Here is a 23,919-nt window from a genome sequence, read left to right on the forward strand (position 1 = left end):
TTTATTTTTAATTATAACTTCTCGGGCCTAAAAATGTAGTTGTTGTAGTCTCTATAAGCTTATCGCCACTGTAAACCGCAACCTCCACCTTGTCTTTTTCATCTTTTAGTCCCGACCTGTTTATTTCTATAAAAAGAGTTCCTTCAGCCAATCCGTTCCCTGGAACATGAATCCCGTGATCTTTTACAGTATGGATCTCACCCTTATGAGAAATAAGCATAAAGCTAACCTCGTCATAATCCTGAGTGGTCTTATTGATTAGCTTATAGGTATACACATTACTAATAATATTATTTTCCTTATGTTCATATAACTGCCCAGGTAACCTTAGTATATTTGCTTCAACATCACTCCTTAAAAACAACATTCCTGTTAGTACAGATATCAGAATAAACAATACCACTGAATATCCTTTTAAACGGGGGGTGAATTTGAATTTTGCTTTCTTTTCAATGTTCTCTTCACTCGCGTACCTAATCAATCCTTTAGGGAGATCTACCGCTTCCATCATCTGGTTACAAGCATCAATACAAGCGGTACAGTTCACGCATTCCAGCTGAGTTCCGTTTCTTATATCAATACCTGTAGGACAAACCTGGACGCACTGAAAGCAATCAATACAATCTCCTTTCCCGCTGGCTGCCCTATCTTCGTTCTTTTTGAATTTGGCTCTACCCCTTTCTTTCTCTCCCCTTTTGTGATCGTAAGCGACTACAATGGATTTATTATCAAGCAGAACTCCCTGAAGCCTACCATAAGGACAGGCGATGATACAAACCTGTTCACGGAACCAGGCAAAAACAAAATAGAATACACCGGTAAAGATGAGCAGGGAAAAAAAAGTGCTTAAATGGGCTACAGGCCCTTCTTCAATATATAAAAGCAACCGATCTGCACTTATCAGATATGCAAGGAACACATTGGCTATCGCAAAAGAGATAAAAAAGAAAACACTCCATTTTAAAGTTTTCTTCCTGATCTTTTCCGCATTCCAGGGCTGTTTGTTCAGCCTTATCTGTTTCCCCCGATCTCCTTCAATCCAGTATTCCACCCTTCTGAAAACCATTTCCATAAAAATGGTCTGCGGGCAGATCCATCCACAGAAGATCCTTCCGAAGGCGACTGTAAAAAGCAAAATAAAAACAACCCCAATAAGCATGATTATCACGAAGAGATAGAAATCCTGAGGCCAGAAGGTAGCTCCAAAAATACTGAATCTCCTTTCCAGAACATTGAACATAATGAACTGGTTACCGTCTATTTTTACAAAGGGTGAGATGAAAAGAAAGGATAGCAGAACATAACTTACATATTTACGGTATTCATAAAGTTTTCCTGAAGGCTTCTTGGGATATACCCAGGATCGTTTGCCTTCTTTGGTTACGGTACCTATGCTATCTCTAAATCTTTCGTTCTCCACCTTTTCAGTCTTTCTTTTATTTATTCTTCAGTGTCCTCGTAATCCATCTGAATTTCTACCGAAGCTGAATCGGGTTTGGTGACCTCAACTTCATCTACCGGGGCATCTGGATCCACCCATAATTCACCCTCCGGTTCTTTAGCATCGGCCGGAGTGGTCCCGTGCAGACTCAATACATAACTAGCTACCTGTGCGATCTCATCTGGTTTCAGATCGGTTTTCCAGGAAACCATTCCTTTACCGGCACGACCTCCTTCAGAGATGGTATTAAATACATTCTTGATTCCTCCACCGAGAATCCAGTAAGAATCGGTAAGGTTAGGGCCAATTCCTCCTCCCCCATCAATCTTATGGCATGCGGCACAATTCCCTTCAAAGATTGCTTTCCCGCCGTTTAAATCTTCTTCACCTGTAAGCAGTTCAACGGTATTTGCGTCAATAAGACCTTTTGCAGTCTTTTTATATTCTTCCACGGCAGCTTTAGCTTCAGCCACTTCCATCAAATATTCTTCTTTCTGGGTGGTTCCATCAAAAATGTGATACCAGGCAAGATATATTCCGGCAAAAATGATACTTGCGTAAAAACCGTATAACCACCATGGAGGAAGATTGTTATCAAGCTCCCTGATTCCGTCATAATTATGATCCAGAATGATCTCTTCTTCCTTTTCAAGAGGCTTCTTATCCACCATTTTTTCATAGGTCTTTCTCCACCATGACTTTTCTGCCTTTTTGCCCGCCATCGCCGCATCATACCTTTCCTTAGCTTCAGGCTTCAGAGAATGATATAATGTTCTTTCCAGTGCTGCAATTGAAACTTCTATGGCAAAACCGATGATTATCACCACGGCAAGAATTAGCCATAAAATCGGATAAGCTTCAAAACTCGTTTTATCTCCTGTCTCAAGCGTAACTTCGGCGATAACAATCGCGAGAATGGTGAGACCCAGGATTCTTAATGCTGAAAAAACTCTCTTCATGATTAGTCTGTTTTTTGGTTGTTATGACCTTCCTGATCATTATTCAATTCTAAAGGCAGGTTGCTTACATCTCTGATATATTCTTTTCTTGCAGTGAACACCCACCAGAATAAAGCGGTAAAAAAGAAGAAGAAGATGAGCAGGGAGATGATGGGGTATATCTCAACCCCATCTATACTTTCCAAGGGACCTTTTACAAATTTCAACATGGTCGTATGGTTTTAATTATTTGTAACTTGTTCTAAATCTTCGGCCTTGATATCTGTACCAAGCCTTTGCAGATATGCGATAAGAGCTACAATCTCCCGATCACGCATTTCTGTGAATTCCAGTCCGTTTTCTTCGGCATATTTTTTATCAGCTTCATAGCTAGCCACAAAATCGGGATCTGAATAAAGGTTCTGTTCGATCTGAGTTCCCTGCTCGTCCATCCACTCCTGCGCCCTGGCGATCTCTTCATCGGTATAAGGAACTCCGAGTGTTTGCATGGCCCGCATCTTATCTTCAGTCTGAGATTTATCCAGTTCATCGGTCACTAACCATTTATAGGATGGCATTATAGAACCCGAAGAAGTACTTTGCGGGTCATACATGTGATTAAGATGCCAGTTATCGGAATATTTCTGGCCTATCCTGTGAAGATCGGGTCCTGTTCTTTTACTACCCCAGAGGAAAGGATGATCATAGCGATATTCTCCAGCCTTGGAATATTCCCCATAGCGTTCAACCTCACTCCTAAAAGGCCTTATCATTTGAGAGTGACAGGAAACGCAGCCTTCACGAATATATATATCCCTACCTTCAAGTTCCAGAGGTGTGTAAGGTTTCACACTGGATATAACCGGCACATATTCATCAACCATCAGGGATGGGATGATCTGTACCATTCCTCCTATAAGGATCGCAATGGTCGCAAAAATGGTCAGCTTTACAGGTCTTCTTTCCAGCCAGCTATGATATGCCTCTCCAGCTGTTCTCTTTTTGGTTACTGGTTGTAACGCAGCTGCTTCAGCAAGCTCATCCTCCACTTTACTTCCCTGGCGCGCTGTTTTAACAATGTTATAAAGCATTACAAAAGCTCCAAGGATATAAAGACTTCCTCCAATCGCACGCATCCAGTACATTGGGATGATCTCAGAAACTGTTTCAAGGAAGTTACCGTAAGTCAATGTTCCATCAGGATTAAATTGTTTCCACATTGAGGCTTGAACGAATCCAGCAACATACATTGGCAACGCATAAATAATAATCCCAAGGGTCCCTATCCAGAAGTGAGTATTGGCAAGTTTTACTGACCAGAGTTTGGTTTTGAAAAGCTTAGGCACAAGCCAGTAGACCATTCCGAAAGTCAGGAATCCGTTCCAGGCAAGAGCTCCAACGTGAACGTGAGCAATAATCCAGTCACTAAAGTGCGCAATGGCATTCACATTTTTCAGTGAAAGCATTGGTCCTTCAAAGGTTGCCATCCCGTAACCGGTGATCGCAACGACCATGAACTTAAGTACAGGATCTACCCTTACCTTATCCCAGGCTCCACGCAGGGTTAAAAGTCCGTTGATCATTCCTCCCCATGATGGAAAAAGAAGCATTACAGAAAAAGCGACACCAAGGTTCTGGGCCCAGTCTGGTAAAGCCGTATATAACAAATGGTGTGGCCCCGCCCAGATATAGATAAAGATGAGTGACCAGAAGTGAATAATTGAAAGCCTGTAAGAATAAACAGGGCGGTTCGCCGCTTTCGGAACAAAGTAATACATAAGTCCCAGGAAAGGCGTGGTCAAAAAGAACGCAACTGCATTATGGCCGTACCACCACTGCACCAGTGCATCCTGTACCCCTGAATAAAAGGAATAACTTTTAAGAGCGCTTACAGGAATTTCTATATTATTAAAAATATGAAGTACCGCAACCGTTACGAATGTAGCCAGGTAGAACCAGATCGCAACATACAGATGCCGCTGCCTTCTTTTGATCATGGTACCGATAAGGTTGGCACCAAAAGCTACCCAGATAATCGCGATGGCAATATCAAATGGCCATTCCAGCTCGGCATACTCCTTTGAAGAGGTAAAACCCATTGGCAGGGTGATCGCTGCCCCAACAATGATGAGCTGCCAACCCCAGAAGTTGATGTTACTAAGCGCATCACTCCACATCCTGGCTTTAAGCAAACGCTGGGTGGAGTAATAAACTCCGGCGAAAATAGCATTCCCCACAAATGCGAAAATCACCGCATTGGTATGCAGCGGTCTTAGCCTACCAAAGCTAAGCCAGGAGATACCCTCGGTAACATTCGGGAAAATGAACATAAAGGCGAGCAGCAATCCAACGCTCATGCCGATAATGCCCCAAAACATGGTGGCAATAATAAATTTCTTTACGATCTTATTATCGTAATAAAATTGCTGTACTTCCATAATTAATTTGATTTCTCTTTATTGACAGGTTGATTTTTTTCGGGATCATTTTTGATAAGTTCATCATCGAAGAGCATCCTAACAGAAGGTGTGTAAACGTCATCATACTGTCCCTCTTTCACAGAGACAATAAAGGCAACAAAAAAAATAAGGGCTACAACAACGCTGATTGCCAGTAACATATAGATAATGCTCATGCTATTTGAATATGGATGTAAAAATATCCTGAGAGTGATGGCTAAAAAATGACAATCGTCAGCTTTGCCTTTTTTAGTTCTTTAATCTTTTTCCCAGGATCTGTGTAGCCAGAGTAGTGAATCCAACTATGCTAATGGAACTCAAAGGCATAAGGATCGCTGCAACTACAGGCATAAGATTACCAGAAACAGCAAAACCAAGACCTATCAGGTTATAACAAAGGGAAAGGATGAAACTCCATTTTATTACTGAAATGGCCTTTGAAGAGAGCCCAAAAAAGTCATGGATCTTTCCAAATTTTCTTGCGTCCAGGATACCATCGCAGGCAGGGGAAAACACATTGATATCTTCTGAGATCACTATCCCCACATCGCTTTGGGCAAGAGCCCCGGCATCGTTTAAACCATCACCTACCATCATCACTTTTCTATTCTGATTTTGCAGGTCTTTTATGAACTGAAGTTTATCTCCCGGCCTCTGATTAAAGAACATTCTCGTGCCTCGGGGTAGTATCTGCTCCAGCTTTTCTCTTTCGCCATCATTGTCTCCCGAAAGAATGATTAGTTCTTTATCTCCAGCCAGGCTGTTGAACAGACTGGACAGGTGTTCCCTGTATGAGTTATGAAAAGTAAAACATCCCTTATACTGCTCATTTGAACTGATATGAACTGAGGTCTTTTCAAGTTCTTCCGGCTGTGCGAAAAAAGAAGCATTGGCGACATTTTTCTTTACAAAAGCTGCCGATCCTATTTTTAAAGACAGGTCTTTAGAAGAGGTTTCAAGTCCCTGCCCTACATATTCATTAAAGACCTCGGGAGTTGAAATATTGTTCTTCTGAAGTACCCTGTATAAAGCCCGGCTTAATGGATGATTAGAAGCCCTTAAGCTACCGGATAACAACTCCTTCTCTTCTTCGGTAAGCTCTATACCTTCATATTTTATATTATCACGTTTATTGCTTGTAATGGTACCGGTTTTATCAAAGACCACGGTATCTATTTTCGCAGTTTGCTCAATAACAGTAGTGTCTTTTAAATAAAGATGATACCTGCCAAAAATCCTTAATAGATTTCCCAAAGTAAAAGGAGCCGCAAGGGCAATAGCACAGGGGCAGGCAATGATCAGCACCGCTGTAAAAACATTCCATGCTTTGGCCGGTTCATAATACATCCAGAAGATAGCTGAAATAAAGGCTATACTTAAAACCCCAAATGTGAATCTCTTGCTTATCTGGTTAGTCAGAGTTTGAAACGCACTGCTTTTATCTTTACTGAATACCTCATCACTCCATAATTCGGTAAGATAACTCTGCTGTACAGGTTTTAAAGCTTCTACTTCAATTATGCTTCCCTGCTGTCTCCCTCCGGCATAAAGCCGATCGCCCCTTTTCCTTTTCACAGGTTCGGCTTCTCCGGTGACGAAACTATAATCTATCTTCGCATCTCCTTTGATAAGAATTGCATCCATAGGAATAAGCTCCTCATTCCTGATGATCACCCTGTCTCCTTTCTGAATTTTATAAACCGGAACCTGCTCTTCCTTTTGCTGACCCGTTTCTGAAAATATACGAGTAACGGCAATTGGAAAATAAGATTTATAATCCCTTTCAAATGAAAGGAATGAATAGGTCTTTTGCTGAAAGAATTTCCCTAATAAGAGAAAGAATACGAGTCCACTGAGACTGTCAAAAAACCCCGTCCCGGTATCCGTAATAATTTCAGCGGTACTTCTAAGAAACAGCACGGCAATTCCCAGGGCGATAGGCACATCAATGTTCAGGATCCCCGATCTAAGACCCTTGTAAGCCGAAATAAAATAATCCTTTCCGGAATAAAAGACCACAGGCAGAGAAAAGCTGAACATCAGCCATCTGAAAATATGCTTGAACTGATCCAGCCAGAATTCGTTGATCTCAAAATATTCAGGAAATGAAAGGAACATGATATTTCCAAAAGCAAATCCGGCAACCCCCAGTTTGTATATAAGGCTACGATCAATTCCCTTCTTTTCGCCTTCGAAATTTTCAAGGGAAATATTGGGTTCATAACCTATTCTTGCCAGTAAAAGAACAAGCTCTTTCAAACTTAGATCTTTTGAAGAAAAACTAATCCTCAGTTTCTTTTTGGGAAAATCTACCTGGGAACTTTTAACTGCATTATGCAATTTCTTCAGATTCTCCAAGATCCAGATACAGGAACTACAATGAATGGCTGGAATAACAAATGAAACTATCTGGCTGTCGCCATGATCAAACTCTAGTAGTTTTTCAATAATTTCGGGGTTTTCCAGAAAATCATATTTCCCCTCCCTGATCTTCGGAGATATTCCCGGAGCTTTTTCCAGGTCATAATAATAAGAAAGGTCATTGGAATTAAGGATCTCGAATACCGTTTTACATCCGGTACAGCAGAATGATTTTTCAGAATAATTGATTGGGCCGTCAACACATTCCTCCCCACAATGAAAGCAATTTATCTTTTCCATTCCCAAGGTCATTTGCATTCATGAATAACCAGTATAGGTAATGAATTGCTCAGGGTTGACAACAAACCATAACGTGCATGGAGAAAATGATCACATACGCTCAGGTTCTTCCCAATAATAACGATCATATCAAACCTTCCCTGGATCTCCTTTAGCAAATCTTCACTAAAGATCTGCGATTCACCCATTTTTACATACCTGGTCTTTGCTTTACCATTAACCTTGGCAAGTTTTGGCCAGGCAAATTCATTTGTTGTGCTTTCATGGTGGTCTTCATCCAACTCAATGACCGTAAGTCGGCCCTGATTTATAAAATCGGCCTGTTCAAGTTGACTGAAGACCTTCTCACGGGAGATCACCGAATAGTCAACGGGGAGAACAAACTTCTCAGCTTCAGCATAGCTACTATCACCGGGAACAGCCATAATATTACACCTTATTTTGCGTATCACCTCATAGGCGTGATCTCCAAGAATAGGGTGATGGTGTACAGCCTGACTGGCCGCACCAATAAAAATAAGGTCTATCTTTTTCTCGGTTAGGGCTTTTCTAACAGCATTAATAAGGTTATCTGAAGATAATATAGTATTGAAGCTGTGTTCAGGATTTTTTGTGTAATTCTCCAAATCACGAACACTCTTCTGAAGTTTTTCCAGTGTAGAAACAAGTTCATTTTCCAGAGTTCTGCTGGCCGATTTACTAAAGTTAAAATCGTGAATATTTAGAATAAAAAAGTTTGCCGGGATCTTCTGAAGAAAATCAACAGCATAACGGCCTGCATTATCAGAAACCTCCGAAAAATCGGTAAGGATTAAAACATTCATAGGTCATCACTTATCAAGAGCGAAATTAAGTGAAGCCTGCAACCGGAAAAATGACAAAAGTCAGTTCTTCCCGTTTAAATGAATTTTGGGTGATTTAACTTATACTTTTTAATGCCTCTGAATCAACAAGTTTGATATTACGCCCTTCAATTTCTATAAGGCCCTCTTTTTTAAATTCAGAAAGGGTTCTAATAAGACTTTCTGGTGCCATACCCGCTACACCGGCAAGATCGGCCCTTGAAATACGGATACTTTTAAGAGGATGTTTTTTGATTCTTTCGGCAAAAAGAAGAATGGTATTTGCCGTTTTTTTACGAACAGAGCCATAGGCCATATCCATAAGCTGTCTTTTCAATTCTGAAAGGTTATTATTCAAAACCTCAACAAGCTGAAGCGTAATACGGGGGTTACGGGCAAGGATTTTATGGAACTCTTCGCGAGAAACCACATACAATTGGGTGTCTTCCATCGCGGTGGCATAATCTTCATAAGCCGACTGTGGGTCGTTGGCATGATTTCCGAAGAAATCGTCATCCTTATAAAGCTCGGTGATTAGCTCCTTTCCCTGGTTATCCATTCTATGAGCTTTCACCACTCCCCTTTTTACAAGGTAGAAGAAATTAGACTTTTTACCTTTTTCATAAATGGTATCTCCCTTCTTGAATTCTTCCAGTGGATAATCTTTAAAAAGTTCTCTTAGATCCTCAAGGTCTTTAAGGTCTCCCTCTTTGGTTTGTGAAACTGCATTTTTCTTCTGATGAGATTTCAGAATTTCAACTTTTGCCAGGCGACTTTCAATAGCGCTAAGAAGATCTTCTTCTTCAAATGGCTTGGTAAGATAATCATCAGCTCCAAGGTCCATCCCTTTCCTAATATCCTTATGTTCAGTTTTGGCTGATAGGAATATAAACGGAATATTCAGGGTCTCTGGATTCTTACTTAATCCCTGCAGCACACCATAACCGTCCACTTCGGGCATCATGATATCACAGACTATAATATCAGGAAGATTTTGTTTTGCTTTTTCAATTCCGTTCTTACCGTTAGAAGCGGTAACGACCTCATAACCCGATAATTCCAATAATTCAGCGGTATTTTCGCGAACCGTCACATCGTCTTCAATAAGCAATACTTTCTTCATAAGATAGTCTAATTAATCAGTTGTTTTTCATTGGTATCTCAACAATGAACTTTGTCCCCTCATTTTCCGTGCTGGTAAAGTCTATGCTTCCATTGAGATTTTCAAGGTGGGCCTTGGCAATATTAAGGCCTATGCCCGTACCCTGATCCAAAAGAGCATTTTCTGCCCTGAAATATCTTTCAAAAATATGTTTCTGATCCTTCTCTGGAATTCCCCTTCCCTGATCTTCCACTTCAAAAATTATATTCTCTCCATCCATTTTTACGTCTAACCTAATTACAGTGTCCTCGGGAGAGTATTTAATAGCATTCCCTAATAAGTTAGAAAGGATCAATTCAAGGATCTTTTCATCCTGATGCAAAGTGATCTCATCTAAATCTTTTGGATAGATGATCTCCTGCCCATCTTTAAGCGTGATGTTTGCGTTGTAAACCACTTCATTTATAAGCCTTTTAAGACTAAAGGTGGTATACTTATACTGACCTTTCCCGGAGTCCAGCCTTTCAATAGAAAGAAAATCATTAAGAATATTGTTCAGGTAATGAACTTTATTCCTGATAGTTACCAGGTGTTTTTCCCTCTTCTCCTGCTGCTCTTCCTTAGTGTATTTTTCGATGAGGGTTGCCGAGGTAAGTATCCCGCTTAATGGAGTCTTGAATTCATGGGAAACAAGTGAAAGGAACTTGGTCTTAAGTTCATTGAGCTCTTTTTCCTTCTGAAGTGCATCCTTGATTTTTCGCTCGGCCTCTTTCCTTCTCTTTATTTCTTCTTCCAGATTTTCAACAGTCTCCCTTAGCTCCCGGGTACGTATCTTTATCTTATCTTCAAGCTGAGTATTTAGCTCTCTTATCTGGCGTTGGGTTTCCTTTCTTACACTTATATCGATCACAAGTGACATTACGTAATCCTCCCCATCCATTTTAAATGGATTAAGTCCGGCCTCTACTGGAAAGCGGGTCCCATCTTTTTTTACTCCGTACAGGTCCCGGCCATGACCCATCTGTCTTTTTTCGCTTTTATCGAGAAAATTATCAAAATGATGGTGATGGCTGTGATGATATTCCTTGGGAATAAGAACATCCAGGTGCCGGTCTACGAGCTCACCTTCCTTGTATCCAAACATCTCCTGGGCTGCTGCATTGGCAGCAACAACGATCTGATTCGAATTTACAACGATGATTCCTTCAGATGCGGCCTGAAATAAAATATTAAAAATATCTCTGTGATCCAGAAATTCCTGCAAACTATATAACTTATTAAGTAGGTTTTCCGTTTATAAGCTCCAAAGACCTTCACGGACTCTAAGCGAATTTAAAGGTAAAACTTTTTTACAAAGTTGACGATAATAGAAAAATATTCAAATAAGGAAATGCAAAAAATTGTAAATTGTACCTACTCATCCCTAATAGGGTGGTCTTCATAGAAATCATCAAAGGTTTTTGTGGTAGTATACTTATCGGTCAAGACTTTATAGACCGTAAATATTAATAAAATCTGACCAAAACACATTAAAAAATAGAGAACCGGAAAAGGAAACCCCAGTGCTGAAAAAACAGCCAGCAAGACCAGTACAATAGTGGTAAGAGCTAATAAATTAAGACATAGACTTTTCATGTATATAATTTAGACATTTAGGCTGTAAGGCTTTCTTAAAAATTAGCTAAAAACCCATTACATAAAAGGAAAAATAACAATACTGATAAGGGTCATATTTTTTAAATAAAGTAAGAAGTAGCTTTGAGTAAACTAAAAACTCAATCAACTATGCTTACTCAAATACAATTCGTGAAAATACCTACCAGCGAAGCCCTCACCTACTATACCGAGAAAAAACTGAAAAAGCTAACTTCTAAATTTGAAATGATAAAAGCGATAGATGTCTATTTCAAATTAGAAAAAGATCCAAAAGGAGAAGGGAAAATTTGCGAAATAGAATGCAGTATTCCCGGAACAAAAGTTTTTGCGGCTACCTCTCAAAATTATTTTGAACATGCCGTTAAAGTAGCAATTGCAGAGATAGAGAAACAGCTTGAAAAAAGAAAAGCAGTTATGATGGTTTATTAATCTAAATCCTTTAGTTATGAATACGATTCTAGTACCCGTAGATTTTTCGGAATATTCCGAATATGCACTTGAAGTGGCTGCAAGTATTGCCAGAAAACAGAATGCTGACATAGTTGTAGTTCATATGATGGACCTTCCCGAATCCTTTCTGACTAAAGATGAGAAACAGGAAGTCTTCAATGCCATCTATTTTATGAAGCTCACCAAACAGCGCTTTGATAAATTCCTGGATAAGGATTATATGAAAGATATTGAAGTGACCCAGGCCGTAAGAAACTACAAGGTCTTCAGCGAAATAAACGATGTAGCCAAGGAATATGAAGCCGATCTTATTGTAATGGGCTCACATGGTGCTTCCGGATTCAAGGAGATCTTTGTTGGCTCCAATACCGAAAAAGTGGTTCGTACCTCTGAAACGCCAGTGCTGGTAATTAAAAAACAGATTTCCAATTTTAAACTTGAAAATGCGGTATTTGTTACAGAATTCGATCCTGAAACCCTGGATGCATTTTTAAGTTCAAGACAGTTTTTCCAGCTTTTTGATGTTGACCCAAAACTACTTTTTGTGAACGTTCCCGAAAAATTTATGAGCACCAAAGAAATGATAGCAATCACCAATAAATTTCTCGAAGATGCAGGCCTCGATGCTCCTGAAATAAAGGATCGGGTAATTTATTATGATGATTATAGTCTTGAGAAAGGAATATTCAATTATTGTAATTCTGTAAAAGCCGATATTATTGCGATGCCAACTCATGGCAGAAAAGGGATCGCTCATTTCTTTTACGGTAGTATAGGAGAAGATATTGCCAATCATGCCGATATTCCAGTGCTTACTTTCAAACTCTGAAAAGGAGGCCATGGATTTAATTTTAGGGAATCATGAAGATTGCATTTATAGCCTTATTAATGGTCCATCTTTTAATCCATTTATTAGGATTTTTCAAGGCTTTTGATTTAGTTGAACTATCGGAGTCTGGTAGTCAAATATCCAGAACTCAGGGAATATTCTGGTTAGTGACTGCTCTTCTTTTCATTCCGGGAGGTATACTTTATATTCAGAATAACCCCGCATGGACACTGGCGGTCATTCCCGCAGCTTTAGCATCCCAGATTTTGATCGTTCTCAATTGGAATGATGCAAAATTTGGCACCATCGTGAACCTGCTGATCATTCTGGTTGCCATGATGCATTTTGCAGCCTGGCAGTTTGAAAACACCTAGAAAAGATTAATAAAGGTGCGTCCATAAAATCAAAAAGCATTCAGGGCAATCTCCACCATTTCTACCAGTTTTTTCTCCCTTACCATCGCACTCACCTCTTCGCCGTTCACCAGGGAATCTGAAATAGTAAGTATTGCCAGGGCATCTACGCCAAATTTTGCCGCGAGAGTGTAAATTGCTGCTGCTTCCATTTCTACACAAAGCACACCATGATCTGCCCACTTCTTATAAGAATCCTCATTGTCTTCATAAAACTTATCTGATGAAAGCACATTTCCGGCCCTGAAGGGAATATCATGTTCTTTTGCATAAGAAGCAGACTTCATTAAAAGGTCGAAACTTGCTGTAGGTGCAAAATCTGCATTTGGAAAATGAGACCTATTCATCGCTGAATTCGTAGAGGCGCTCATGGCGATCACGATATCCATCAGTTTGATATCTGGCTGGTATGCGCCGGCACTCCCTACACGAATTAGCTTTTTTACATCATACTCTTTTATCAATTCATTACAGTAAATAAGGGTTGAAGGAATTCCCATACCTGTTCCCTGTACCGAAACTTTTTTTCCTTTGTAAGTACCAGTATAACCCAGCATTCCCCTTATATTATTATAGCAATGGGCAACTTCAAAAAAAGTCTCAGCTATCCATTTAGCTCTTAGCGGGTCTCCCGGAAGAAGTACAGATTCGGCGATCTCACCTTTTTTCGCTTCTATATGTAAACTCATGATGTTTAAGGATTATCGGTGACAATTTTAATTCCGGAAGAGGTACCAATGCGGTCTACACCCAGATCTATATATTCAAGGGCAGTTTTCGCATCCCTGATTCCTCCAGAAGCCTTGATCTTCATTTTATCTCCCACCACTTCTTTCATGATCCTTATATCTTCAGTACTGGCTCCCCGACTGCCAAATCCCGTTGAGGTCTTTACAAAATCGGCACCGGCTTTAAGGGCCAGCTTACAGGCTATCCTTATCTCTTCTTCAGAAAGATAACAGGTTTCAATAATCACCTTTAAAAGTTTGCTGCCAGCTGCCTTTTTAATTAATGCGATCTCTTCTTCAACTTCTGCCTGCTTTGCATCTTTCAAAAAACCAATATTGATCACCATATCAAGTTCATCTGCACCATCCAGGATCGCCTGCCTGGTTTCCTCAATTTTTGAAGTTTTGGAAACTGCTCCTAGAGGAAAACCTATGGTCACTGCAAGTTTTACAGATGAATCTTTCAGGTATTGCTTTGCAATAGCCGTATTACAACTGTTTACACAAACCGCATAAAAATCATGGTTTATCGCTTCTTCACAAAGTTTTTTTATATCGCCAGAAGTCGTATTGGCTTTGAGTAATGTATGATCTATAAAACTGTTTAGATCCATATATGATTTAGTGTTTGAATAAGTGTTACTAAAATTAAGCTTTTTAATCGGCCTGATTAATATTTGATTTTTTAATCAGGATTACCCCTCAAAAATAGCTCCCCAGGCCTCCATCAAAAATGATATATATCAGTCTATCATTAATTGTCTATGCACGGTAATTCTGGCTTTTAAATCAATAAAGGACAATTTTATCCTAAATATGACAACGGTCATATTTTCCCTAAGGCTTCCACCATACTTTTGAAGAGATTAATTAAATGTCAAAACACTATGAAATATATTTTTAAAAGCCTTTGGGTACTTAGCATTATGGCACTTATAAGTTGCGGTGGAAAAGAAGAAAAAAAAGAATCGGATGAGCTTCAATTAGGAAATTATTCCAAAAAAGAAGAGCCCGCCAAACCGGCCACCTCTACTTCTTCAGAATCCATGATAGATATGGATAACAAGGGAATCGGGCCGATTAAAAATGTGGAGCTCAACCCTGAAATTGATCAGGCAATGGCTCAAAAAGGAGAGGCTCTTTTCAATTCAAAATGTCTGGCCTGCCACAAACCAACTAAAAAGTTCATTGGTCCTGCCCCAAAAGGAGTTCTGGACAGAAGATCTCCAGAATGGGTAATGAATATGATGCTTAACCCTGAAGAGATGGTTATGAAAGATCCAATTGCAAAACAATTACTGGTTGAGCATAATGGATCACCTATGGCGAACCAGAATCTTACAGAAGAAGAAGCAAGACAGATCCTGGAATATTTCAGGACAATTGAGTAGGGATTAAAATTATGACCAACTAAATCCTATAAATATGAAAGCAACAATCAAATTTTTTCTATTAACAGTTCTCATTGCAGGCCTTACCTCATGTAGAAATAACAACGAATCGGAAGAAGACAACGTTTCCGCTTCCACAGAGCAAGCCAGTACAGAAAGACAGGGTCAGGCCTTTGTAAAGGATGATGTCTCTGAACCTACAGTTCTGGACATTGCCATTCAATCTGAAGATCACAAGACCCTGGTAGCCGCCGTTCAGGCTGCAGAGTTGGAAAACGCACTTGTGAATGCAGGGCCATTAATGGTTTTTGCTCCAACCGATGAAGCCTTTGCAGCATTACCTGAGGGTACCGTTGAAGACCTTTTAAAGCCGGAGAATAAAGATAAACTGGCTTTTATTCTAAAACATCATGTCACCCCTGGTAAATATGACAAGGAGTTTCTCAAGAAATTTAAAAAACTTGGTCAGGCAAGTGACCTCAGTATCCCTGTAGAAGTAAAAGGAGAAGACGTATATGTTGGCGGCTCCAAAATCATTGCAAGTGTACCTGCCGGTAACGGTATCGTACACGTAGTTGACAAAGTAATAATACCCGAAAATTAATAAGCCTATAAATCAATCTCACAATCATGAAAAAATCAGTTTTATTTATACTATCACTGTTCATGGCAGCCAGTTTCTTTAGCTGCAATAACAGTGAAAACTCCAAAAATGGAGATCGTGGAGCCTTAGCTTCCAGTGCTGCAGAAAAAGTATATGTGGCACCCGGAGAACATGATGAGTTCTACGCATTCATCTCAGGTGGTTTTAGCGGACAATTGTCTGTTTACGGCCTTCCTTCGGGAAGATTATTAAAGGTTATCCCGGTATTTTCTCAGGATGCTGAAAAAGCCTGGGGTTATAACGAGGAAACAAAACCTATGTTGAATACTTCTCACGGATTTGTACCATGGGATGATGCTCACCACCCCGATATTTCCCAGACAAATGGAAAACTTGACGGTCGCTGGGTATTCATAAACGGTAATAATACTCCAAGGATTGCGAAAGTAGACCTTACCACATTTGAAACTACTGAAATTATAGAAGTTCCAAACTCTGCAGGTAACCACAGTTCTTCTTTCGTTACTGAAAATACAGAATATGTAGTGGCAGGAACAAGATTCTCGGTACCTGTACCTCAGCGCGATATGCCTATTAAGGATTACAAAGGTAATTTTAAAGGATCTCTTACTTTTATTAGCGTAGATCCTGAAGAAGGTCATATGGATATTAAATTTCAGCTTATGATGCCAGGTTTCGATTATGACCTTGCTCACCCTGGACGTGGAAAATCTCACGGCTGGTTCTTCTTTTCTACTTATAATACCGAAGAAGCGAATACCTTAATGGAAGTTAACGCCTCTCAAAACGATAAGGATTTTATCGCCGCGGTTAACTGGAAGAAGATCGAAGAATATGTGAACAACGGAGGAGGTAAAAAAATGCCTGCCAATTATGCTCACAACGTATATGATGAAGATACTCACACCGCAACCTCAACCATGAAAAAAGAGGTGCTTGTAGTAGATCCTTTAGAAGTTCCGGGAGCAGTATTCCTATTGCCTACTCCTAAATCCCCTCACGGATGTGACGTGGATCCTACAGGAGAGTATATAGTAGGAAACGGAAAACTTTCAGCTGATCTTACCGTGCATTCATATACTAAAATGATCGAAGCCATCGAAAATAAAAGCTTTGATGGAGAAGCTTACGGAATTCCAATTCTTAAGTTTGAGGATGTTCTTGCCGGAACAGTAAAACAAGCCGGTCTTGGACCATTGCATACCGAATTCGATGGCGAAGGTAATGCCTATACTTCATTCTTTATTTCTTCTGAAGTCGTAAAATGGAATGTTGAATCAAGAGAAGTTATCGATAGAAAACCATGTTACTATTCTGTAGGTCACGTAATGATCCCAGGTGGTAACTCTGCCGATCCTTTTGGTAAATATGTACTGGCGATGAACAAGATCACAAAAGACCGTTATTTACCAACCGGTCCTGAAGTAACTCATTCTGCACAGCTTTATGATATCACAGGTGAAAAAATGGAGTTGTTACTCGATTTCCCAACCATTGGTGAGCCTCACTACGCTGCAGGTATTCCGGCAGATATAATAAAGCCTAATTCCAAGAAGATATTCAAATTGGATGAGAACAAACATGAGCATGCGACCCTTAATAACGGTGATGCCCGTGTGGAAAGAGATGGAAACGAAGTTCATGTTTATATGACTATGATCAGAAGTCACTTTACACCAGATAATATTGAAGGTATCAAGGTGGGAGACAAAGTTTACTTCCACGTGACCAACCACGAACAGGATTATGATGTACCTCACGGAATTAGTATGATAGGTGCCAATACCTCTGAATTGCTGATCATGCCCGGACAGACCGAAACCTTTGTCTGGGAACCAAAACAACCAGGAGTATGGCCATTCTACTGTACCGATTTCTGTTCAGCTTTACACCAGGAGATGCAAGGATACGTTAGAGTTTCCCCCGCTAATTCTAATATAGATCTAAGCTGGTCTTTAGGTGAAGATTGATGTTTAGTTAGATGGGAAATACATGATACTAAGGGCATGTATTTCTGCAAAGGCGGGGGTTGGTTGATTGCTCCCGCCTTTCTATTAAAAATGAGATTATGATGAAAAAAGCCGGAATAATAATGATAATAGGTTCCCTGCTGTTGCTGGGTCTCTTTAAATTTCCTTTATGGAATATCATGCTGGGTGCTCCCCAGTATCCTGACCCTATGGGAATGAACATACATATCACCGGAATTGAAGGAGTTCATGAATTCGATATTCAGAATATAGACGGTCTCAACCATTATATAGGTATGAAAAAAATCCCCAAACCGGAAGAAATGTGGGAGTTTGAAGTATTCCCGAAAGTAGTGGGAGGAATGGCCGTTCTAGGGGTAATAATAGGTCTTCTGGGAATCTTTAAAAAGCTTAGTTATAAGTGGTTCCTTGGCTGGCTGATCTTAATGACGGTGCTTGGTGTCATGGGAATGTATGATTTTAATTTATGGCTTACAGATTATGGGACAGACCTTGATCCTAATGCTATCATGAAGATGACACATCCCGACGGCACTCCAATGACCTACAAACCACCTCTATTTGGACATCAGAAAATGTTAAATTTTGATGTGGATTCCTATCCACATACCGGAGCCTATATGCTCTTTGTTGGAATGCTACTCACATTTATAGCATTCTTCGTAGGAAAAAAAGAATGGAAAACGAATAATTAAGAAAGATGAAACGCTTTATTTACACACTTATTTTTGCCTTAGCGCTGATCTCTTGCGAGATAGGCCCCAAGCCTATAAATTACGGAGAGGACGGTTGTGAATATTGCAAAATGACGATCGTTGACAAACAACATGCAGCAGAACTTGTAACAAGCAAAGGCAAGGTTCATAAATTTGATGCAATTGAATGTATGATCAATTATAGAAAGGAACATACAGACATTCAATATGCTCTTTACCTGGTGAACGATTTTAGTAATCCGGGTGAAATGATCGATGCTACCATGGCTACATTCTTAATAAGCGAGAATATTGCAAGTCCCATGGGAGCAAACCTTTCAGCTTTTTATGCTGAAGCTGCGGCAAATGAAGTCCGGGCTTCTCATGGTGGAGATGTTTACAACTGGAATGAAATTCAGCCATTCATTAGTAAAAATTAAGCTGTGAAGTTCCTGGTTTTCATATTGAGTCTTTTCCTGTTTTCATTCAATTATGGCACGGCAAATACTATTGAAGTATGTGGCAGCTGTAATTACAAAACGATAAAAACAGCAATTGAAGAGGCATCAGCCAACGATACCATCCTTATACAAAAGGGGATCTATCAGGAATATAATATACACATCACCAAACCTCTAACTATAATCGGAAAGGGTTTGCCGGTTATAGATGGTGAGGATCAGGGTGAAATTATTACAATAGAAGCCGATAACGTCACAGTTGACGGATTGAAGATCATAAATGTCGGCACCAGCTACACCACGGATTTTGCTGCGGTAAGAGTGGTTAAAAGTGAAAATTTCCTGATTAAGAACCTTGAACTTGAAAAGCTTTTCTTCGGGATATACCTGGAAAAAGCAAAGAATGGGAAAGTGATCAATAACACTATTAAAGGTGATGCGGTGGAAGAGTTCAATTCCGGGAATGGGGTTCAGCTCTGGTACTGCAATGATGTGGAAGTGATTGGAAACAATATCAAAAATGTGCGTGACGGCATCTACCTGGAGTTTTCAGATGGTATCCTTATAAAAGATAATCTTAGCCAGAACAACCTTCGTTATGGTCTGCATTTTATGTTTTCGAATGAGGATACTTATGAAAACAACATATTTGAGAACAATGGGGCTGGAGTAGCCGTAATGTTCTCCAAGTTCATTACCATGAAGGGAAATATCTTCAGAAAGAACTGGGGTACGGCTTCATTTGGATTGTTGTTAAAAGAGATCAACGATTCAGAAATAACCAATAATAAATTCGAGGAAAATACGGTGGGTATCAATATTGAAGGTTCCAACCGTATTAACTATACAGACAATGATTTCAGGAATAATGGCTGGGCCGTAAAGGTAAGAGGAGCCTGTTATGCCAATATTTTCGAAAAAAATAATTTCTTCAACAATTCATTCGACATTTCATATAACAGCAAACTGAATGATAACAGCTTTGACAGAAATTACTGGAGCAGCTATACGGGCTACGATCTCAATAAGGACGGGATTGGCGATGTACCATACAGGCCCGTTAAGCTGTTTTCCTACATAGTGAATCGCACGCCTGAAACCATCATTCTTTTAAGGAGTCTGTTCATCGATATTATCGATTTTTCGGAAAAAGTTTCTCCGGTATTTACGCCCGATAACCTGATGGATGAACATCCGTTACTTAAACCTGTATCCCATGATATCCATTGAAAATCTACATAAGAAGTTCGGAAAGAACAAAGTGCTTAAAGGCATCGATCTGGAAATAGAACAGGGCGGAATCTTTGCGGTTCTGGGCCCCAACGGTTCCGGAAAGACCACTTTGATTAAAAGTATCCTGGGAATGGTAGTACCAAACTCCGGAAGCATAAAATTAAACGGAAAACCAGTCAAAAATGACTGGAAATACCGAAATGATATTGATTATCTACCCCAGATTGCGAATTTTCCAGGAAACCTAACAGTCCGGGAACTCATTCGCATGATAAAGGACCTGCGCTCCTATAAGAAAGCGGAAGACAAAAGTCTGATAGATCTTTTTAAACTTGAACCTTTTCTGGATAAAAAACTAGGGAACCTTTCAGGCGGGACAAAACAAAAGGTAAACCTTGTTCTGACGTTTATGTTTGATAGTCCCCTGATCATTCTGGATGAACCTACCACAGGACTGGACCCTATCTCCCATTTAAGGTTAAAAGAACTTATTACTCATGAAAAGCAAAAGGGAAAGACCATTCTTATCACTTCACACATTATGAGCTTTGTAGAGGAAATAGCAGACGAGATCGTATTCCTGTTGGAAGGCAAAATCTATTTTAAAGGAGATATTCCCGCATTGAAGACCAAGACCGAGCAGCCCGATTTTGAACATGCCATAGCATCAATTTTAACCACCAGTTATGTTTAAGATATTAAAATACAGTTTCTACGACCTGATGCGAAGCCGCTGGAGCTACGTTTATTTCCTATTCTATTTACTATTGGGACTCGTGCTTCTATTCCTGAATAATGACCTTTCAAAAGCGGTAATAACACTTATGAATGTGATTATCATCCTGGTACCTCTAATCGGGACCATCTTTGGAGTGATGTATTATTATAATTCCAAGGAATTTACTGAATTGCTCCTGGCCCAACCGGTGAAAAGAAGCTCTATCTTTTTAGGGCAATACTTTGGTGTGGCACTATCCCTCGCGCTTAGCCTGGTGATAGGGCTTGGCTTGCCGTTCATCTTTTACGGAATTTTCAACAGTGATGCGATTGGTAATTTCTCTCTGCTATTAATAACAGGAGCTTTTCTAACAATGATCTTCACAGCGCTGGCTTTTGTAATAGCCCTTACGAACGATAATAAGATAAAAGGTTTTGGGTATGCCATCTTATTATGGCTCTTCCTTGCGGTGATCTATGATGGAATATTCCTGATGTCACTGGTTTTGTTTGAGGATTATCCACTCGACAAATTCTCACTGATCGCCACCATGCTGAACCCCATAGATCTTTCTAGGGTTCTAATTCTATTAAAAATGGACATTTCAGCATTACTTGGCTATACCGGAGCGGTCTTTCAAAAGTTCTTCGGAACTAATCAGGGGATCATATTATCATCGGTAATGCTCATCTTATGGGTAAGTATTCCCCTTTACCTAATCAGAAGGATTTCCAATAAAAAAGACTTCTAAAAAGAAAGCCTTCTAACATGAGAATAGTCATAAATATTGGGAGGCGAAGTATTTAATTTAGTGGGGATTTAAAAAATTTTGTCATGAATGAACTACTATTGCAAAGCCTGAAAAACTCTTTCAGCTATCCACAATATTTGAATCTTCTGGAAGAGCTTGTAAAAAATGGAAACACAACGGGAGAACCGACAGAGGACCGGATTAATTTCACAGCCCTTAATTTCAAACGCATTCAGCGACTGAATAAAAGGATAAGACTACCTGAGGAGCAGAAAACCATATTTAAAAATATTGAAACCAAGCAAACCTGGCTTGTTCTTCTTGAATCCTGGTGTGCCGATGGCGCACAGACCATCCCGGTGCTGAACAAAATAGCAGAAACCTCTGATAATATAAGCCTGAAGATCATATTAAGGGATGAGAACCCGGAAATTATGGATAATTTCCTTACCAATGGTACCCGCTCCATTCCGAAACTCATCATTCTGGATGAAGACTTTCAAGTAATGGCAACCTGGGGGCCACGTTCAGTTCCGGCCACTAAAATGGTAGCAGATTACAAAGAGGAATTCGGAAAAATTGACGCCACCTTTAAGGCCAGACTTCAGGTATGGTATAATAAAGATCATGGTTTGAGTATCATCAATGAACTGAGTGATATTGTTCAAAAACTGGAAAAAAATTCATTTACTTCGGTTTAATCTTTTGATAAAACTTGTGTGGCCAGCATCAGGGCAATTGCTATAAAAAGGATCAGGCTGGCCAGACTTATAAGCAGATGTATAGACGGGATTGGCCCGGTTACAAGAACGGCTGCCAAACCCCTTGAAAATATGAGAAACTCTGTTAGAAAGAAACCAAGGAGGTAAGTATACACCTGCATTCTGGTTAGTTTCAGGAGTTTAAAATAGTTGAGAAATGCCAGTAAAAGTATACTCACTATTCCAAGGAATACCCAGTGGATATAGCTAATGATCATATCCAGATTAGTAAAGATGGTTTGGGCTATAACCGGAAACGCACCTAAGATCTGGGCGATCAGTTTTACAAATAATAAAAAGATGACGATCCTTACCGAAAAGGTGAATAAAGAAGGCATACTCTTAAAAACAGACAGGGCTTTAGAATATACCGCTCTGAAGAGTATACCAAATGCAATGAGCTGAATAACCCCGCCTATGAGTGCGAGTAAATAAATCCACCAGTAAGGTTGCATCCACAGCAGTGAGAGAAAAAATGTAAGGATAACTCCTGCATTCAGGAAATTATAGAACCTATTAAAGACTCTTTTTGGGAGTGAAAAGGATCTTTGTTCGAGTATATAAAGAAAAATGCCTGTTAGAGCGACTATAAACCATCCATTATACTGAAAATGAAGAAAGAAATATATAGCGTTCCTGTACCAGGCCGATCCACTTCCGGCAGTATTCATGATAATGCCAAGTGCCCAGGGGCCAATGCTGGAAATCACAAGGTACCAGAGGGAAATCTTTATGAACTTATAAGGTCCGGTCTTTTTAAGGGCATCTGGACAGTATTTAAAAAAGAAAAATACGAACCAATAAGATGCGACAAGAAATAGACTGGAAAAAATGATCGAGAAGAGGGCATAACCTGTAAAAGGGAAAGTTACGAGCATCCCTATAATAGTAATCTGGGTAAACCAGAATATAAGTCTGTATTTATTTTTAATAGGCTGGGACCGCAAAAAGGCAAAATAGATGAGGCTTGTCAAAGCTGTATAAACCCAGCCCAGTAATGCAATATGAGAATGGGTATGAACAATAAACTTATAAGTTATCGGGATGTCAAAAATCGCAAAGAACCGTAGAATGACTCCCATAATTGCAATGAGCAGAAAATACACTAAGGCCGTGCTTGTATGACGTTTCAACATTCTCATAAAATAAAAGCTAGTGCCTGACCAAATTAAAGCTAAAAAATACAATGAAAATTTAAAAAAGGACAATTTTATCCTTTTTTTGAACTATCTTAAAAATCTTCTTATAAACCACATTAGCGAATGTTTTCAAAAGCATGTGAATACGGAATAAGAGCAACTTTGTTCATAGCTCAGGAATCGAAAAACGAGAATCGTACAGGTCTCAAAAAAATAGCCAGGGAAATAAATTCTCCCGAGGCTTTCACTGCCAAGATCCTGCAGAAACTTGTTCAGGAAAATATTATTACATCTTCAAAAGGACCACAGGGTGGTTTTTTTATCGCTCCCGAAAACCAGACAATTGTACTGGCTGAAATCGTAAAAGCCATAGATGGTGATTCCATCATAAATGGATGTGCGCTGGGCCTTGATAAATGTTCTGAAGATCATCCCTGTCCCCTGCATTCCGATTTTGCTGAAATAAGAAGCGGCCTAAAGCACATGCTCGAAAATACCAGTATTCGTGAACTCACCGCAAGGCTGGATTCAGGCCTTGGTTTCTTAAAGACTTAAAAAAATAAGAAGGTGTCTAAAAAAGGTGAATTTAAAGGACGTGAGGTTTGTTTAGACGTTTTAGACACCCTCTCAATTAA

The 23,919-nt window shown here is 39.7% G+C and carries 26 protein-coding genes; 13 read left to right on the top strand and 13 right to left on the bottom strand.

Annotated elements, in window-relative coordinates; translation table 11 throughout:
- Nucleotides 1-7: 7 nt before the first annotated feature.
- The 10 genes from ccoG to NE848_RS07905 all read right to left on the bottom strand — a co-directional run bounded on the left by ccoG (nt 8) and on the right by NE848_RS07905 (nt 11,078).
- Nucleotides 8-1,420, bottom strand: coding sequence for a cytochrome c oxidase accessory protein CcoG (ccoG, locus tag NE848_RS07860; RefSeq protein WP_252112215.1), 1,413 nt, complete (start codon nt 1,418-1,420; stop codon nt 8-10).
- A 20-nt stretch (nt 1,421-1,440) separates the two neighbouring features.
- Entirely contained in the window at nt 1,441-2,400 is a 960-nt protein-coding gene (locus NE848_RS07865) for a cbb3-type cytochrome c oxidase N-terminal domain-containing protein (protein ID WP_252112217.1), read from the bottom strand.
- 2 nt (nt 2,401-2,402) lie between these two features.
- Nucleotides 2,403-2,609 carry a CcoQ/FixQ family Cbb3-type cytochrome c oxidase assembly chaperone gene (locus NE848_RS07870; protein WP_252112219.1) on the bottom strand — a complete coding sequence of 69 codons (207 nt, stop codon included), beginning with the start codon at nt 2,607-2,609 and terminating at the stop codon, nt 2,403-2,405.
- 12 nt (nt 2,610-2,621) lie between these two features.
- Nucleotides 2,622-4,817, bottom strand: coding sequence for a cytochrome-c oxidase, cbb3-type subunit I (gene ccoN / locus NE848_RS07875; RefSeq protein WP_252112221.1), 2,196 nt, complete (start codon nt 4,815-4,817; stop codon nt 2,622-2,624).
- A 2-nt stretch (nt 4,818-4,819) separates the two neighbouring features.
- The gene (gene ccoS, locus NE848_RS07880) at nt 4,820-5,014 is read right to left on the bottom strand and encodes a cbb3-type cytochrome oxidase assembly protein CcoS (RefSeq protein WP_252112223.1); all 195 of its coding nucleotides are present in this window, start codon (nt 5,012-5,014) and stop codon (nt 4,820-4,822) included.
- A gap of 73 nt (nt 5,015-5,087) precedes the next feature.
- The gene (locus NE848_RS07885; protein ID WP_252112225.1) at nt 5,088-7,499 is read right to left on the bottom strand and encodes a heavy metal translocating P-type ATPase; all 2,412 of its coding nucleotides are present in this window, start codon (nt 7,497-7,499) and stop codon (nt 5,088-5,090) included.
- Nucleotides 7,500-7,507: 8 nt separating this feature from the next.
- Complete coding sequence (locus NE848_RS07890; protein WP_252112227.1) at nt 7,508-8,323, bottom strand: universal stress protein; 816 nt, start codon at nt 8,321-8,323, stop codon at nt 7,508-7,510.
- A gap of 94 nt (nt 8,324-8,417) precedes the next feature.
- The gene (locus NE848_RS07895) at nt 8,418-9,464 is read right to left on the bottom strand and encodes a response regulator (RefSeq protein ID WP_252112229.1); all 1,047 of its coding nucleotides are present in this window, start codon (nt 9,462-9,464) and stop codon (nt 8,418-8,420) included.
- Nucleotides 9,465-9,480: 16 nt separating this feature from the next.
- Nucleotides 9,481-10,707, bottom strand: coding sequence for a PAS domain-containing sensor histidine kinase (locus NE848_RS07900; RefSeq protein ID WP_252112231.1), 1,227 nt, complete (start codon nt 10,705-10,707; stop codon nt 9,481-9,483).
- Between the two features lie 149 nt (nt 10,708-10,856).
- The gene (locus NE848_RS07905) at nt 10,857-11,078 is read right to left on the bottom strand and encodes a hypothetical protein (protein ID WP_252112233.1); all 222 of its coding nucleotides are present in this window, start codon (nt 11,076-11,078) and stop codon (nt 10,857-10,859) included.
- A 150-nt stretch (nt 11,079-11,228) separates the two neighbouring features.
- Here NE848_RS07905 and NE848_RS07910 point away from each other — a divergent pair, with 150 nt between their 5' ends.
- The 3 genes from NE848_RS07910 to NE848_RS07920 are packed head-to-tail and all read left to right on the top strand — an operon-like array spanning nt 11,229 to nt 12,752.
- The gene (locus NE848_RS07910; RefSeq protein ID WP_252112235.1) at nt 11,229-11,528 is read left to right on the top strand and encodes an HPF/RaiA family ribosome-associated protein; all 300 of its coding nucleotides are present in this window, start codon (nt 11,229-11,231) and stop codon (nt 11,526-11,528) included.
- Nucleotides 11,529-11,544: 16 nt separating this feature from the next.
- Nucleotides 11,545-12,378 carry a universal stress protein gene (locus NE848_RS07915; protein WP_252112237.1) on the top strand — a complete coding sequence of 278 codons (834 nt, stop codon included), beginning with the start codon at nt 11,545-11,547 and terminating at the stop codon, nt 12,376-12,378.
- A 32-nt stretch (nt 12,379-12,410) separates the two neighbouring features.
- Complete coding sequence (locus NE848_RS07920) at nt 12,411-12,752, top strand: hypothetical protein (protein WP_252112239.1); 342 nt, start codon at nt 12,411-12,413, stop codon at nt 12,750-12,752.
- 29 nt (nt 12,753-12,781) lie between these two features.
- Here the strand turns inward: NE848_RS07920 and deoD are convergent, their stop codons facing one another.
- Nucleotides 12,782-13,480 carry a purine-nucleoside phosphorylase gene (gene deoD, locus NE848_RS07925; protein ID WP_252112241.1) on the bottom strand — a complete coding sequence of 233 codons (699 nt, stop codon included), beginning with the start codon at nt 13,478-13,480 and terminating at the stop codon, nt 12,782-12,784.
- Nucleotides 13,481-13,485: 5 nt separating this feature from the next.
- Nucleotides 13,486-14,133 (bottom strand): deoxyribose-phosphate aldolase, encoded by a 648-nt coding sequence (gene deoC, locus NE848_RS07930; protein ID WP_252112242.1) that lies wholly within the window; start codon nt 14,131-14,133, stop codon nt 13,486-13,488.
- 273 nt (nt 14,134-14,406) lie between these two features.
- Between deoC and NE848_RS07935 the strand changes: the two genes are divergently transcribed.
- The 9 genes from NE848_RS07935 to NE848_RS07975 all read left to right on the top strand — a co-directional run bounded on the left by NE848_RS07935 (nt 14,407) and on the right by NE848_RS07975 (nt 22,085).
- Entirely contained in the window at nt 14,407-14,910 is a 504-nt protein-coding gene (locus NE848_RS07935) for a c-type cytochrome (protein WP_252112244.1), read from the top strand.
- Between the two features lie 34 nt (nt 14,911-14,944).
- Nucleotides 14,945-15,514, top strand: coding sequence for a fasciclin domain-containing protein (locus tag NE848_RS07940; protein ID WP_252112246.1), 570 nt, complete (start codon nt 14,945-14,947; stop codon nt 15,512-15,514).
- A gap of 26 nt (nt 15,515-15,540) precedes the next feature.
- Nucleotides 15,541-17,505: a Sec-dependent nitrous-oxide reductase gene (nosZ, locus tag NE848_RS07945; protein WP_252112248.1), complete on the top strand. Its 1,965-nt coding sequence runs from the start codon at nt 15,541-15,543 to the stop codon at nt 17,503-17,505.
- Between the two features lie 101 nt (nt 17,506-17,606).
- Nucleotides 17,607-18,221 carry a hypothetical protein gene (locus NE848_RS07950; RefSeq protein ID WP_252113430.1) on the top strand — a complete coding sequence of 205 codons (615 nt, stop codon included), beginning with the start codon at nt 17,607-17,609 and terminating at the stop codon, nt 18,219-18,221.
- Nucleotides 18,222-18,226: 5 nt separating this feature from the next.
- On the top strand, nt 18,227-18,661 hold the full coding sequence (locus NE848_RS07955) for a nitrous oxide reductase accessory protein NosL (RefSeq protein WP_252112250.1): 435 nt from the start codon (nt 18,227-18,229) through the stop codon (nt 18,659-18,661).
- Nucleotides 18,662-18,664: 3 nt separating this feature from the next.
- Complete coding sequence (locus tag NE848_RS07960; RefSeq protein ID WP_423748002.1) at nt 18,665-19,912, top strand: nitrous oxide reductase family maturation protein NosD; 1,248 nt, start codon at nt 18,665-18,667, stop codon at nt 19,910-19,912.
- A complete protein-coding gene (locus NE848_RS07965; RefSeq protein WP_252113444.1) occupies nt 19,899-20,609 on the top strand; it encodes an ABC transporter ATP-binding protein in 711 nt (236 codons plus the stop codon). The genes NE848_RS07960 and NE848_RS07965 overlap by 14 nt, the downstream gene beginning before the upstream one ends.
- Nucleotides 20,602-21,384, top strand: a complete 783-nt coding sequence (locus NE848_RS07970; RefSeq protein WP_252112252.1) for an ABC transporter permease — start codon at nt 20,602-20,604, stop codon at nt 21,382-21,384. Before NE848_RS07965 ends, NE848_RS07970 begins: the two co-directional genes overlap by 8 nt.
- An 83-nt stretch (nt 21,385-21,467) precedes the next feature.
- Nucleotides 21,468-22,085 (top strand): thioredoxin family protein, encoded by a 618-nt coding sequence (locus NE848_RS07975; RefSeq protein WP_252112254.1) that lies wholly within the window; start codon nt 21,468-21,470, stop codon nt 22,083-22,085.
- Here the strand turns inward: NE848_RS07975 and NE848_RS07980 are convergent.
- Nucleotides 22,082-23,287 carry a hypothetical protein gene (locus tag NE848_RS07980; protein ID WP_252112256.1) on the bottom strand — a complete coding sequence of 402 codons (1,206 nt, stop codon included), beginning with the start codon at nt 23,285-23,287 and terminating at the stop codon, nt 22,082-22,084. The two genes, NE848_RS07975 and NE848_RS07980, sit on opposite strands and share 4 nt — an antisense overlap.
- Before the next feature lie 120 nt (nt 23,288-23,407).
- On the opposite strand from NE848_RS07980, the gene NE848_RS07985 reads away from it, so the two are divergent.
- Entirely contained in the window at nt 23,408-23,839 is a 432-nt protein-coding gene (locus tag NE848_RS07985) for an RrF2 family transcriptional regulator (RefSeq protein WP_252112258.1), read from the top strand.
- The last annotated feature ends 80 nt before the right edge of the window (nt 23,840-23,919 follow it).

Origin of the sequence: Gramella jeungdoensis (genome assembly GCF_023805255.1) — a bacterium.
GTDB lineage: Bacteria > Bacteroidota > Bacteroidia > Flavobacteriales > Flavobacteriaceae > Christiangramia > Christiangramia jeungdoensis.

What these genes read in the sequence shown, in the direction of transcription:
- NE848_RS07865 (WP_252112217.1), bottom strand. Translation starts at nt 2,400, where the DNA reads ATGAAGAGAGTTTTTTCAGCATTAAGAATCCTGGGTCTCACCATTCTC.
- NE848_RS07870 (WP_252112219.1), bottom strand. Translation starts at nt 2,609, where the DNA reads ATGTTGAAATTTGTAAAAGGTCCCTTGGAAAGTATAGATGGGGTTGAG.
- ccoN (WP_252112221.1), bottom strand. Translation starts at nt 4,817, where the DNA reads ATGGAAGTACAGCAATTTTATTACGATAATAAGATCGTAAAGAAATTT.
- ccoS (WP_252112223.1), bottom strand. Translation starts at nt 5,014, where the DNA reads ATGAGCATTATCTATATGTTACTGGCAATCAGCGTTGTTGTAGCCCTT.
- NE848_RS07885 (WP_252112225.1), bottom strand. Translation starts at nt 7,499, where the DNA reads ATGGAAAAGATAAATTGCTTTCATTGTGGGGAGGAATGTGTTGACGGC.
- NE848_RS07890 (WP_252112227.1), bottom strand. Translation starts at nt 8,323, where the DNA reads ATGAATGTTTTAATCCTTACCGATTTTTCGGAGGTTTCTGATAATGCA.
- NE848_RS07895 (WP_252112229.1), bottom strand. Translation starts at nt 9,464, where the DNA reads ATGAAGAAAGTATTGCTTATTGAAGACGATGTGACGGTTCGCGAAAAT.
- NE848_RS07905 (WP_252112233.1), bottom strand. Translation starts at nt 11,078, where the DNA reads ATGAAAAGTCTATGTCTTAATTTATTAGCTCTTACCACTATTGTACTG.
- NE848_RS07910 (WP_252112235.1), top strand. Translation starts at nt 11,229, where the DNA reads ATGCTTACTCAAATACAATTCGTGAAAATACCTACCAGCGAAGCCCTC.
- NE848_RS07915 (WP_252112237.1), top strand. Translation starts at nt 11,545, where the DNA reads ATGAATACGATTCTAGTACCCGTAGATTTTTCGGAATATTCCGAATAT.
- NE848_RS07920 (WP_252112239.1), top strand. Translation starts at nt 12,411, where the DNA reads ATGAAGATTGCATTTATAGCCTTATTAATGGTCCATCTTTTAATCCAT.
- deoD (WP_252112241.1), bottom strand. Translation starts at nt 13,480, where the DNA reads ATGAGTTTACATATAGAAGCGAAAAAAGGTGAGATCGCCGAATCTGTA.
- deoC (WP_252112242.1), bottom strand. Translation starts at nt 14,133, where the DNA reads ATGGATCTAAACAGTTTTATAGATCATACATTACTCAAAGCCAATACG.
- NE848_RS07935 (WP_252112244.1), top strand. Translation starts at nt 14,407, where the DNA reads ATGAAATATATTTTTAAAAGCCTTTGGGTACTTAGCATTATGGCACTT.
- NE848_RS07940 (WP_252112246.1), top strand. Translation starts at nt 14,945, where the DNA reads ATGAAAGCAACAATCAAATTTTTTCTATTAACAGTTCTCATTGCAGGC.
- nosZ (WP_252112248.1), top strand. Translation starts at nt 15,541, where the DNA reads ATGAAAAAATCAGTTTTATTTATACTATCACTGTTCATGGCAGCCAGT.
- NE848_RS07950 (WP_252113430.1), top strand. Translation starts at nt 17,607, where the DNA reads ATGAAAAAAGCCGGAATAATAATGATAATAGGTTCCCTGCTGTTGCTG.
- NE848_RS07955 (WP_252112250.1), top strand. Translation starts at nt 18,227, where the DNA reads ATGAAACGCTTTATTTACACACTTATTTTTGCCTTAGCGCTGATCTCT.
- NE848_RS07965 (WP_252113444.1), top strand. Translation starts at nt 19,899, where the DNA reads ATGATATCCATTGAAAATCTACATAAGAAGTTCGGAAAGAACAAAGTG.
- NE848_RS07970 (WP_252112252.1), top strand. Translation starts at nt 20,602, where the DNA reads ATGTTTAAGATATTAAAATACAGTTTCTACGACCTGATGCGAAGCCGC.
- NE848_RS07975 (WP_252112254.1), top strand. Translation starts at nt 21,468, where the DNA reads ATGAATGAACTACTATTGCAAAGCCTGAAAAACTCTTTCAGCTATCCA.
- NE848_RS07980 (WP_252112256.1), bottom strand. Translation starts at nt 23,287, where the DNA reads ATGAGAATGTTGAAACGTCATACAAGCACGGCCTTAGTGTATTTTCTG.
- NE848_RS07985 (WP_252112258.1), top strand. Translation starts at nt 23,408, where the DNA reads ATGTTTTCAAAAGCATGTGAATACGGAATAAGAGCAACTTTGTTCATA.